The sequence below is a fragment of the Zunongwangia pacifica genome, assembly GCF_023499215.1.
GTDB classification, from domain to species: domain Bacteria; phylum Bacteroidota; class Bacteroidia; order Flavobacteriales; family Flavobacteriaceae; genus Zunongwangia; species Zunongwangia pacifica.
Map to the genome: position 1 here is coordinate 202133 of NZ_JAKHSK010000005.1, position 11305 is coordinate 213437.

Annotated in this window: 12 protein-coding genes; 8 read left to right on the forward strand and 4 right to left on the reverse strand. The window is 34.2% G+C overall.

Annotation, left to right across the window (positions count from 1 at the left end; all coding sequences use genetic code 11):
* Positions 1 to 10: 10 nt before the first annotated feature.
* From L1967_RS05405 to L1967_RS05415, 3 genes are all read right to left on the reverse strand, one after another.
* Complete coding sequence (locus L1967_RS05405; protein ID WP_338063516.1) at positions 11 to 844, reverse strand: outer membrane protein assembly factor BamD; 834 nt, start codon at positions 842 to 844, stop codon at positions 11 to 13.
* A 203-nt stretch (positions 845 to 1047) separates the two neighbouring features.
* Positions 1048 to 1938 carry a 4-hydroxy-tetrahydrodipicolinate synthase gene (gene dapA, locus L1967_RS05410; RefSeq protein WP_249600708.1) on the reverse strand — a complete coding sequence of 297 codons (891 nt, stop codon included), beginning with the start codon at positions 1936 to 1938 and terminating at the stop codon, positions 1048 to 1050.
* A complete protein-coding gene (locus L1967_RS05415; RefSeq protein WP_420856399.1) occupies positions 1939 to 2448 on the reverse strand; it encodes a DUF6913 domain-containing protein in 510 nt (169 codons plus the stop codon).
* A 208-nt stretch (positions 2449 to 2656) separates the two neighbouring features.
* Here L1967_RS05415 and L1967_RS05420 point away from each other — a divergent pair, with 208 nt between their 5' ends.
* The 4 genes from L1967_RS05420 to L1967_RS05435 all read left to right on the forward strand — a co-directional run bounded on the left by L1967_RS05420 (position 2657) and on the right by L1967_RS05435 (position 6163).
* Entirely contained in the window at positions 2657 to 3421 is a 765-nt protein-coding gene (locus tag L1967_RS05420) for a 5'-nucleotidase C-terminal domain-containing protein (protein ID WP_249600710.1), read from the forward strand.
* A 122-nt stretch (positions 3422 to 3543) separates the two neighbouring features.
* Positions 3544 to 4449, forward strand: a complete 906-nt coding sequence (locus L1967_RS05425) for a bifunctional metallophosphatase/5'-nucleotidase (protein ID WP_249600711.1) — start codon at positions 3544 to 3546, stop codon at positions 4447 to 4449.
* 55 nt (positions 4450 to 4504) lie between these two features.
* On the forward strand, positions 4505 to 5266 hold the full coding sequence (locus L1967_RS05430; protein ID WP_249600712.1) for a hypothetical protein: 762 nt from the start codon (positions 4505 to 4507) through the stop codon (positions 5264 to 5266).
* Positions 5267 to 5443: 177 nt separating this feature from the next.
* Entirely contained in the window at positions 5444 to 6163 is a 720-nt protein-coding gene (locus L1967_RS05435) for a VIT1/CCC1 transporter family protein (protein WP_249600713.1), read from the forward strand.
* A gap of 196 nt (positions 6164 to 6359) precedes the next feature.
* Here L1967_RS05435 and L1967_RS05440 read toward each other — a convergent pair whose 3' ends face one another.
* Positions 6360 to 7946 carry an ArnT family glycosyltransferase gene (locus L1967_RS05440; protein WP_249600714.1) on the reverse strand — a complete coding sequence of 529 codons (1587 nt, stop codon included), beginning with the start codon at positions 7944 to 7946 and terminating at the stop codon, positions 6360 to 6362.
* 128 nt (positions 7947 to 8074) lie between these two features.
* Between L1967_RS05440 and L1967_RS05445 the strand changes: the two genes are divergently transcribed.
* The 4 genes from L1967_RS05445 to L1967_RS05460 form a co-directional block, all read left to right on the forward strand.
* The gene (locus L1967_RS05445; RefSeq protein WP_249600715.1) at positions 8075 to 9031 is read left to right on the forward strand and encodes an NAD-dependent epimerase/dehydratase family protein; all 957 of its coding nucleotides are present in this window, start codon (positions 8075 to 8077) and stop codon (positions 9029 to 9031) included.
* A gap of 719 nt (positions 9032 to 9750) precedes the next feature.
* Positions 9751 to 10086, forward strand: a complete 336-nt coding sequence (locus tag L1967_RS05450; protein ID WP_249600716.1) for a nuclear transport factor 2 family protein — start codon at positions 9751 to 9753, stop codon at positions 10084 to 10086.
* On the forward strand, positions 10067 to 10651 hold the full coding sequence (locus tag L1967_RS05455; RefSeq protein WP_249600717.1) for a C40 family peptidase: 585 nt from the start codon (positions 10067 to 10069) through the stop codon (positions 10649 to 10651). The genes L1967_RS05450 and L1967_RS05455 overlap by 20 nt, the downstream gene beginning before the upstream one ends.
* Positions 10652 to 11070: 419 nt before the next feature.
* Positions 11071 to 11305: transposase (locus tag L1967_RS05460; RefSeq protein WP_249600718.1), on the forward strand; the 235-nt coding region annotated here is incomplete at its 3' end.

An 11305-nucleotide genomic window follows, 5' to 3' on the forward strand; every position in this document is an offset into this window, starting at 1 on the left:
TTTCCTTAAACTAATTAAAAGTTTTCAACCTTGCTTGTATATCCTGGTATGCTTCGTCTACATTAGCGATATATTCCCCCTCTGGGTAACTTTTCTTATACGACTGGTAGTATTCCAGTGCTTCCTGTAAACGCTCTTGCATTAAATTTCTATAACTGTTTATTGCATAAGAATAAGCTGCATCAAATCTTAGGTAAAACGCTTCTTCGCGATAGGGTGTACCTGGATAATCTGCTATAAAATTGTTGAAAGAAGTAATTGCCGCGGTAAAGTTTCCTTCACGATAATTCCCCCCTATTCTCCAATATTGCTTTGCAATTTCAAATGCTTTTTTCTCTAATTTTAATCGAAGTTCTGTAGCCAATAAGTTTGCTTCCTCTGCATATTCTCCGTCAGGATATTTATTAAGATAACTTTGTAAAGCATCGATCGCCTTATTGGTATCTGTTTGATCTAAATCGTATTGAGGTGATTCTTCGTAATAACTTTTACCCGATTTAAAGGAGGCTTCCTCTACTTTATCACTATTAGGATAGGATTGTACAAAACGTTCAAATTCAAAACTAGACAAATAATAATCTCCTACCTGATAATAAGAATCGGCAAAAAGATAACTTAATTTCTCTCCCTGGGGCTTACCACGATATTGTGGTAAAATTTGTTCGAAAAGACGAATCGCTTTTTTATATTTTCGGTTACTATCTTCAGCCTTAGCTTCATTATACAGATTTTCGGCGAAGGTATATTTCTCACCCGCATTTTCGCTTTTTAAAACCTTTTGGTAGTCACTACAGGACTGAAGTATAAATAATAAACCTAATAAAAGTAATCCTTTTCTCATCATTTGTAAAAACATCTTGCAAAAGTACGGTTTTTGGAATTATAAAAAAAACTTTCCGCTTGTACAAGAATAACAGTAAAAGCCTTTATTTATTATACCTTAACGAGGTTTATTTTTCTTCGGAAAAAATTTTCTCTCTTTAAAATGAAAAAAAGCTGCCCAAAAGCAGCTTATCCTAATCAAAATTTTAATTGTTGAAGGGCTATTTAAACCACTTCAGCCTGAAAATTATTTACAAAATCTCCAATCTTAGTGTGTAACCCTTCCGAAGCATTTACCAACGGAAGCCGTACATTCTTAGAACAGATTCCTTTTTTCTCTAATAAAGATTTAATCCCTACCGGATTTCCTTCAGCAAAAATCAAATCGATAGAAGGGGCTATTTTATAATGTAATTGGTAGGCTTCTTTAGCCTTAGCTTCTAATCCCAGTTTTACCATTTGCGAGAATGCTGCCGGGAACCCCTGCCCAATTACAGAGATTACTCCTGCCCCGCCGGCAAGCGTCATTGGCAACGTAATCATATCGTCGCCAGAGATCACTTTAAAATCTTTTGGTACCAGACTAATTAATTTCATGGCCTGCACGATATCTCCTGCTGCTTCTTTTACCCCTATCACATTATCGCACTCTCTGGCAATCCTGGCGATCGTTTCTGGTAAAATATTAGAACTTGTTCTCCCGGGAACATTATATAAAATAATAGGAAGCGGTGAGGCCTCTGCTACTAATTTAAAATGTTGAAAAATCCCTTCCTGCGATGGTTTATTATAATAAGGGGAAACCGATAATACGGCCTGAAAAGCCGATAAATCTGTAGCTTTAACCTGTTCTACCACGGCCATGGTATTGTTCCCACCTATTCCTAAAACTAAAGGAAGACGATTATTATTGGTCTTTACGATACAATCGATCACCTGCTCTTTCTCCTGTTTATTAAGCGTAGAATATTCTCCTGTAGTCCCTAAAACCACAAGATAATCGATACCATTGGTAATTTGATCTTCTACCAATCGCTCTAAAGCTTCAATATCTATGCTTAGATCATTTTTAAACGGAGTTACCAAAGCTACTCCCGTGCCTACAAACGCGCTCATTTATCGTATTTGTTTTAGTATTTTTAAGTATTTAAGGATTTCCTGATGATATGCATTTACATCTTCTGTTTGGATGGTAAGGTTCGCTTCAGGACTTTCTTTTTTGTGATCGATCTTTAGCGCTGATATTGCACATTTAAAGACCAGTTTTTTTAATCGGTTTTCGTTTTTAGAAAAAGAGATAAAAACATCAAAATTCGATTTAAAAAAATCCTGAACGGCTTTATTGTCAATATTTCCGCCCGCTTTAATTTCTGAAGGGGCAAAGAAAATCGCTCGTTCATCTTCTACAGAAGCTGATTTTGCAGTACAAACAAGAACTTTAAAATTGCTTTTCGCAATTTTTAACTCCTGCTGAAGTTTTAAAAGTGGTTTTACTTCTTCAAAAGCTTCAGCGGTGGTTACCAAACCCACTTTGGTGATCAATTTCTTATTTTTTATAACCGAAACTTCAGAATGTTGTTTCAAAAGTTTCTTTTCAGCTAAAAAATATTTAAAATTCTTAAACACTGCGGTGATATTGGCCAGCAAATGTAAATAATTTCATATAGAATTTTACCAGGGATAAGCGCCCAATCTTCAGATGAGTTTTGATATTTAACAGGTTTGTTTTTTTTGTTACAATAATTACACAATATTGGCTTCCGCTTTAATTTATTCCGAAGAAATGGCACCTACTTTTTTAATCTGCGTACCTTTGCATCGCAATTTATGTACTATGAAAAAGCTTATTAAACAGATCCCCCTCATCTTTTGCATTTTAAGTATTATTTCCTGCAAATTTGATACTGAAGTTTCCAAGAAAACTATTGAAGGTAAAGAAATCCCAATCGACAGCACGATTCCCGGTGATCCCAAAATTGAAGCATTTATCGCTCCTTTTAAAGAGCATCTTAATAAAACACTGGATAGTACGTTAGCGTATAATCCCCACGTTTTAAGTAAAGGTGAAAAAGGTATGAATACCGGAATTGGTAATTTAATGGCCGATATTGTGATGAAACAAGCTACTCCCATTTTTAAAAGCCGAACCGGGAACAACATCGATTTTGTATTGCTGAATTACGGCGGAATACGGTCCGAATTGAACAAAGGGCCAGTTACCACTCGCGATGCTTACAATATGATGCCTTTTGAAAATCAAATCGTCATTGCTGAATTAAGCGGAGAAAAAGTAGAAGCATTACTTCGTTATTTAGAAAAGGCAAAATCGGCACATCCTGTAAGTGGCATCAAGATAAAAATGAATAAAGAGTATAAAGTAACCAGTGCCATGATAAACGGGAAACCGATAAATCCCGAGCAAAATTATTTTGTGGCCACTTCAGACTATTTACAACAGGGCGGTGATAACATGAGCTTTTTTAGCAATCCTGTGAATTTGTATGATACCGATTATAAACTTAGAAATGCGATTATCGATTATTTCCAGAAAATCGATACGATAAAAGCAAAACAAGACGATAGATTTATTAAAGAATAGCTTACTCCTAATTGCAGGGATTAAAAAAGGAAATGAATAAACCAAAGGGATAATACCAATCGGTTTCTTTATAAAGCCTTTAAAAAATTGAAAAAACAAATTCTTAACCTGAATTTATTCCTATGAAAAGAAGAAATTTTATTCAGCAAACCTCGGCAGCCTCAGCATTTGTAGGATTAGGCGGGTTGTCTTCGCTTAGCTTTTCTGAAGCCACAAAACATATTACCATTCTGCATACTAACGATGTGCACAGCCATATTGAACCTTTTGGCCCAGATCATCACCGAAACCCAAATATGGGTGGTGTTGCTAAAAGAGCGGTACTTATCGAAAAAATTAGACAAGAAAACCCCAATACGCTTTTATTAGATGCGGGAGATATTTTTCAGGGAACGCCTTATTTTAATTTTTACGGTGGTGAACTGGAATTTAAATTGATGAGTAAGCTGAAGTATGATGCTTCAACTTTAGGAAACCACGATTTTGATAATGGTATCGATGGCTTGTACGCACAATTGCCGCATGCCGATTTCGATTTTTTAATTTCAAATTATGATTTCAGCAATACCATTATGGATGGCCACACCAAACCCTACAAGGTTTTTACTAAAAACGGAATTAGAATTGGTGTTTTTGGCGTTGGGATCGAGTTAAAAGGATTGGTGAACGATAAACTTTATAAAGAAACCAAATACCTGGACCCTATTGAAAGGGCTACCGACATGAGTACCATTTTAAAGAATGAAGAAAACTGTGATCTGGTTATTTGTCTTTCTCATTTAGGTTATAAATATGACAGCGAAAAAGTAGACGATCATAAATTAGCGGCAAAAACCGAGAATATTGATCTTATCATTGGCGGGCATACGCATACTTTTTTAGAGGAACCCACCATTGTAAAAAACAAAGCAGATAATAACGTGATGATTAACCAGGTGGGATGTTACGGACTATACCTTGGCCGAATTGATTTTTATCTTAACGGAGGGAAACCTTTAGCCGGCAATGGTAAAAGTGTAGAAATTTAGGCATGTATTTTGTGCTCGCTTCATTAATATTTTTTCAATCGATCAAAAAGCGAACATGAAACATATTTTCTACTCCCTGGTTTTTCTATTCTCTCTCGTCACAGCACGACAAACAGTTGCCCAAAATGTTGATCCGGTATTACAATTAGACGGAAGTATTCTTTTTCAGGTAGGCCACATCATCCTAAATCCTGAAGGAAAAATTGCCTATCTGGATCTTATAGAAGCTATTCCTATTACGGTAAGTTTAGACAATGAACCGATAGTTTTACTTGAAGAACAACGCAGCTTTCTCAAGATTCGGGAGAAGTTACCGCAAAGCCTATGGAACCATTTTAAATGGAATGCAAATGGTAAAATTTCGCTTTTTAACGACCATACTATCGATTATAACTTTAACAATCTAATAGACTATATTGGTACTTCCCCTATTGAATATAATTTTAACAACAAGATCGATAAGATAGGAAATTATGAAATCTCTTATAATTTTAAAGGCAAAATCGAGCAGATAGGAAATATAGCAATCGAATATAATTTCCAAAACCGAATAGATAAAATAGGCTACAAAAAAATTTCTTATAATTTCCGAAATCAAATCGATCGAATTGGGGATATCGCTATTGAATATGATTTACATGATCGTGTTGAAAAAATTGGAAAACTGCATATCGATTACAACCTGAGCAATAGAATAGACCAGGTTGGCGATTTGGCTATTGAATATGATGCCAGAGGAAAGATTTATAAAATCGGGCACCATAAATTTACAGATAACGTTTATTCCTCTGCTGTAAACCACAATCCTGGTTTTTAAAAAATTGGTTCAAAATTCCTCTAATTTGATAAAAACAGGAGGCATTTTTTTTTAAAATTTAGAAGGACTTACAAACTCCTAATTAGAAAATTATCAATCTGTAATTATTGTTTAGAAAACAGATTTCGACTACTTTTAAGTCATTAGGATAAGGTCGTATTAGTTTCTATTTAAGAGATGAACAATAAAGAACCAGAACAATTACAGGATTATCTAGCGCCACATTACATACATCGCAGCAATTGGCTTAGGGCTGCTGTGCTTGGAGCTAATGATGGTATTTTATCTACCGCAAGTATAGCCATAGGCATTACGGCGGCTAGTGATACCCGCGAACCTATTATTCTGGCCACCCTTGCCGGGCTTGTGGCAGGCGCACTATCTATGGCTGCCGGCGAATATGTTTCTGTAAGTTCACAAACAGATATCGAAAATGCAGATATACAACGTGAAAAAAGAGAATTGATAGAAACTCCCGACCTGGAATTACAAATGCTGACAGAAATTTATATAAAACGAGGATTAAAGAAAGAAACTGCCCTTCAGGTCGCCAAAGAATTAACCGAATATGATGCGCTTGGAACGCATGTACGGGATGAATTGGGAATTAACGAAGTAAGCAAAGCAAAACCATTACAAGCCGCCCTTGCATCGGGAGCTGCATTTACCGTTGGCGGGCTTCTTCCTTTTTTAGTGGTTCTTTTTCTTCCCTTAAAAAATATGGAATATTCGCTTTATGGTTTCTCTATCCTCTTCCTGATTATTTTGGGCAGCGTATCGGCTAAAACCGGAGGCTCTAATATTACAAAAGCTGTTACCCGTATCACATTTTGGGGTACTATCGCAATGGGAATCACGGCATTGGTAGGGCATCTATTTAATATCAATATTGGTTAAAAATATATACGTTTTTAGAGTCATATCCCTATTCAATTTCAGACTTTACTATTCCAACCTTCTCAACCAAACTATCTTGTAAATCATAGAATCACCTTCATCTTTAAGATTCAGTAAATAAATTTTGAAGTCTCTAAGAATGATAAAAACTAACTTGCCATCAACCATCAACCAATTACAGTCTTCTGGAGAAGCTCTAATTACTATAAAAATACCAGTCTTTCAACTCCTTTCGATATTTAAATTGATCGCTAAGGGATGTAGGGACAAACTTAAGATCTTTCTTTTTCACCATAAACACGACCTTTTTTCCATCAAAATGGAGTTCATGCTGCTGATCTTCAAATTCATTGAGGTCATAATAATTAGTAGGCGGAACATCCTCAAACTGTGTTTCTCTTAAAGATTGAAAATGTCTATCATGAATTGTCACCACTTCTTTAGTCGTATATAACTCTGCCGACGGGATTAGATGATCGTAAATCACCAAAGTGCTCGTTGAAGGATATGATTTAGAAACCCATCCAAAAAGCTCTCGGTATGAATTTAGTTTTGAGGGCATCGCTAAACTGAAACCAACGAATAGGGCAATTAAAGAAGGAACAAACCAAAAATTAAGGGCCTCAAAAGACCAATTTTTACTTTTAATCCTGCAATAGAGCAATCCCAGAAGAAATACGCTCAATAGACCTGCCGGAATAAATAATTTTGAAATTAAAAAAAACAGCACTCCAGCTCCTATTAAAATATACAATTCCCAGGTCATCGTATGTATTAAAATTTGCAATTGTTTGGAGTGGGTATTCACCTTATAAGCAATGAACGAGGCAAAAAATAAGGAGGAAGGTAAAATATACAAAATGAGTTTTGAAGAAAATAAGGAGAATATAAAAATAATAATTGCAGCACTGGCCATAAAAACTCTGGATAAGATATTGCTACCAGTATGCCTGTTTTTAAAAACTCCGATTATTAAAGGAACCGAATAAGGGAAAATAAGCAGGGGAATCAAAATAAGATAATACCAAAAGGGCTCGGCTCTATGAAAAACTTCCGCATTAAAAATTCTGTCCTTTAATTGATATCCCAGAAAATAGTCTAATAATTTTGGTACGGTACCTACCATATACGCAAACCAGCTCACCGAAATCAAAAGGCATAAAACCAATGCCATCCAGTGATGTATGGTCCACTTCCATTTCAATTTTAAAAATGACTGAAATAAAAAAACGAAGATACCAAAAGGAAGAAAGGCAACAGGACCTTTAGTAAGCACACCTAAGCCCAGCATTATGGCCAGCAAATAAAGTGCTCTATACTCTTTCTTTAGATGATAATGGATATAAAAATATACCGCGGCCATAAAAAAAGTATTCAAATAAGCATCGGTAGTTAGGTTAAGAACAGAGATAAGAACAATTGGAAATCCTGCATAGATCATCATCGCCAGCCTACTCTGTTTGGCATTATCGAAAAGTAAAAAATTGATCCTATAAATTAATAAAAGCTGTATGGCGTAGGCTACAACTAAAAAAAAGCGAGCGCCAAACTCATTAATCCCAAAAATCGAATATCCTAAAGCCGTAATCATATAAGTTAAAGGCGGCTTATGAAAATGATAAATCCCTAAAAGATAAGGATGCAGGTAATCCCCAGAAGAAAACATCTCGTAACCAATTGCTGCATATCTGGCTTCACTACTTTCAATAAACCCAGGTATCCCTATAGCCAGTAATAAACAAACTATTAAAATTAAGAGACTGCCAATACCCTTTCTACCCATTTATAAGTATTTGGTTCAAAACTAAACCTGAATTCTAAAGCTTTGCTTAAAATTCAATTAAGATACTATTAGCCATGCCATTATAATATTTTTTTTAAAGTTACTTTGTTATTATTAAACGTTAATACATGCATTTTTTAGTAACGGGAGCAGCGGGTTTTATTGGTTCTAATCTAAGCTTGGCACTTCTAAAATTGGGACATAAAGTTACAGGCATCGATAATCTGAGCGATTTTTATGATGTGAATTTGAAAAAGAAAAATTTGGCCGATCTACAAAAAAACCATATCAACTTCTATAAAATAGATCTATCTGAAAAAAGTGACCTGGAAAAATTATCGGTTCAAAATATCGATTTTGTGATTCATCTTGCCGCACAACCGGGACTGGATCATAATACAAGTTTTCATTCCTACCTGCTTAACAATACCGTAGCTACCCATAATTTATTAGAATATTGTAAAAACTTCCACTCTAAATCTATAAAACTTTTTATCAATATTAGCACGTCCTCTGTTTATGGATTAACTGCCCATGGTGATGAAGAACAGGTGCCTCAACCAGTTTCTCATTACGGTGTCACCAAACTTGCCGCAGAGCAGTTAGCATTGTCCTATTTTAGAGCCGGAATGCTCCCTGTGTGTTCGCTTCGGTTATTTTCAGTATATGGCCCCAGAGAACGATATGATAAAATGTTCCCTAAATTAATCGCTTCTGCCCTGCTAAAAACCCCTTTCCATTTATATTCCGGAAGCCTGGAACATGTGCGCAGTTTCACCTATGTTGAAGATATTGTGGATGGAATAAAAAAGGGCATTGAAAATCACCAAAATTGCTATGGAGAAATTATAAACCTTGGAAGCAACGAAACCTATACAGTAAAAGAATGTATTCGCATGGTTGAAAATTTAACTAATTCTTCTATCCAATTAAAGCATTTGCCGGCCAGAAATGGAGACCAAAAAAGCACCAAAGCCCATATAGAAAAAGCTAAAAGATTAATCGGTTTTACACCCAGTACTTCGCTAACATCTGGAATTAAAAAACAAATAGAGTTTTTTGAAGCAGCATTGACTTCCGTTTAATAAACAAGTTTATTGGAGCTGGGATAATGAAACTGCTCTGCTTACTAATGGGAAACATACGGTTAAGTATTGGCATTCTCTATTTTATAATGGCTTAGATGACTTAAGGATTTTAGATTCAAGTTTAAATTAGGCGCTTCTATTTTTCACGAAAATGAAGTTTATTTTGGAACTCGAAAAAATTACCAAATTGAAGATCCAGAACAAGAAAATTTTATGTTTTAAATTAAGTAAATCAACATCAGGTTATTGTCTTACCACACTAATAACAGGTATTGTAGAAAAAGTGTAATTTTAGTAATCAGAAAAAATGGTTAAGCCGATAAGTCAACATCCCTAATCCTGAAAATTTTGATAGCCGCAAAACATTCTATACTCCAACAAAATACAATCAAGACCGTTACACACATTCTCATTCGAAAAATGTACCATCATCAACGATAAGAATTACAGTTAATAAATAAAAGAAGTAATCAATAAAACCAGTTTAATATTTAGTAAAAAAGCAACTAGAAACAACAGGAGCAAAAACAATTGATCATTATTGATTTAACAGAATTTTCTTACGAAAATTACAATTTTTTTTTACTAATTTAGCCAATATTGAAGTTTTCCTATGATTTATCGAACCCAATTACATACCAAACAGTTATCTGATTTTTAAACCCAATAATTCTAAAAAACATTTTTGAAATAATCATATTAATAACTTAAATACTATGAAAAAAATTATTACAATAATCGCTGTTTCTGCATTGCTTTTGTCATGTTCATCTGGTCCAGAAAAGGCTGCAAAAAATTTTACTGAAAACATGGCCAAAGGAAAAGTTGAAGATGCTAAAAAATATGCTACACAATCAACCGGTAAGTTACTTGACATGGCAGTGAGTTTTGGTGGTTCACAAATTGAACCCGATTTTAAATTTGAATTTGTAAAAGACTCAATCGTGGACAATAGAGCCTGGGTTACTTATATGGATAATGGGGAAAAGAAAGATTTAGAATTAGTTAAGATTGATGGAAAATGGCTGGTGAATGTGGAATCTAAAAAATAATTTCATTTACTTTTTTTTTATCATTTTTTGTGTTCAATGTCATTCTCCTAAAAAGAAAGAAGTTGCTATAGATTATGAAAATATTCATACTGGAAATTTAGTATGTAGACTTGGCAATGGCTATTTTTCCGATTTTTTTAGAAAATATGCATCTTCTGAGAAAAAATATTCTCATATAGGTATCATTTCAAAAGAGAATAATATTATTTATGTTTTTCATACTGAAGCAAATGAACTTACGGGAAGTGGAAAAGTAAAAAAAGAAAGATTAGATTCATTTTTAAATGGCATTGAAACATTTGATTTCTTTGAAACAATTTTCAATACTCATACTAATTTGGAAATAGTGAATACGGTAAAAGATTATTATAAAAAAGAGACTCCTTTTGATATTGATTTTAATACCGATAATGACCACGAATTATATTGCTCTGAACTTATCGCTGTTTCTATAAATAAAACTATTGGCAAGGAAATAATTAAACCTACATTGATATTGAATAAAAAGAAATACTTCTCGTTAGATGATATATATTTAAATAGTGAAATCATAAAAAAGCATTAGTTAACCGCAACTAAAATTAATGGTGCTTTCTGTCCTTTTTTAAAGCTCTCTAACACTTACAAAGTCGCCAAGTTTTGTTGATATAACTTTATGAAATCAACAGCTATCAATATAAAAAAGCTTGGGAGATATTCGCACATTTTGGCGATTTTCTTTTCTTACTAATCGTAGAGTATTTAAGAACAGATAATAATTATGATGGTGTATTTCTTGGAAAGCACTATCAGGATTGGCTCCTAGAATTCACAAAATCCTTAACTAAGGCGACGCATACTTTTGATGGAGATGATATTTTAGTTTTCTATTCTGAGAAAATTTTGGAATACCATAAAATTATAGATAGAAAGAATAAATTTTTGATTATCCGTAAATACTCATAATTTTTTAATTTTGATTATATTCACCTCAAATTCAATATAATGAATATCTTCACTTTTACAGCTCATTTTGATAGTGAGCAATCCTGTCGGGCGCATTTTAAAGAAGCCCGTGACAAGAACGGGGTAGAATGCAAAAATTGTGGACACAACGAACATTTTTGGATCAAGAGCCGTTGGAGCTATGAGTGCAAAGCCTGCCGTAGCCGAACTTCTTTGCGAAGTGGAACCATTATGCAGGGATCAAACCTCCCCTTTTTGGTATGGTATAAAACAA

Bases quoted from the DNA above. Each gene is read 5' to 3' on its own strand.
- L1967_RS05405 (WP_338063516.1), bottom strand. From the start codon at position 844: ATGATGAGAAAAGGATTACTTTTATTAGGTTTATTATTTATACTTCAG.
- dapA (WP_249600708.1), bottom strand. From the start codon at position 1,938: ATGAGCGCGTTTGTAGGCACGGGAGTAGCTTTGGTAACTCCGTTTAAA.
- L1967_RS05420 (WP_249600710.1), top strand. From the start codon at position 2,657: ATGAAAAAGCTTATTAAACAGATCCCCCTCATCTTTTGCATTTTAAGT.
- L1967_RS05425 (WP_249600711.1), top strand. From the start codon at position 3,544: ATGAAAAGAAGAAATTTTATTCAGCAAACCTCGGCAGCCTCAGCATTT.
- L1967_RS05430 (WP_249600712.1), top strand. From the start codon at position 4,505: ATGAAACATATTTTCTACTCCCTGGTTTTTCTATTCTCTCTCGTCACA.
- L1967_RS05435 (WP_249600713.1), top strand. From the start codon at position 5,444: ATGAACAATAAAGAACCAGAACAATTACAGGATTATCTAGCGCCACAT.
- L1967_RS05440 (WP_249600714.1), bottom strand. From the start codon at position 7,946: ATGGGTAGAAAGGGTATTGGCAGTCTCTTAATTTTAATAGTTTGTTTA.
- L1967_RS05445 (WP_249600715.1), top strand. From the start codon at position 8,075: ATGCATTTTTTAGTAACGGGAGCAGCGGGTTTTATTGGTTCTAATCTA.
- L1967_RS05450 (WP_249600716.1), top strand. From the start codon at position 9,751: ATGAAAAAAATTATTACAATAATCGCTGTTTCTGCATTGCTTTTGTCA.
- L1967_RS05455 (WP_249600717.1), top strand. From the start codon at position 10,067: ATGTGGAATCTAAAAAATAATTTCATTTACTTTTTTTTTATCATTTTT.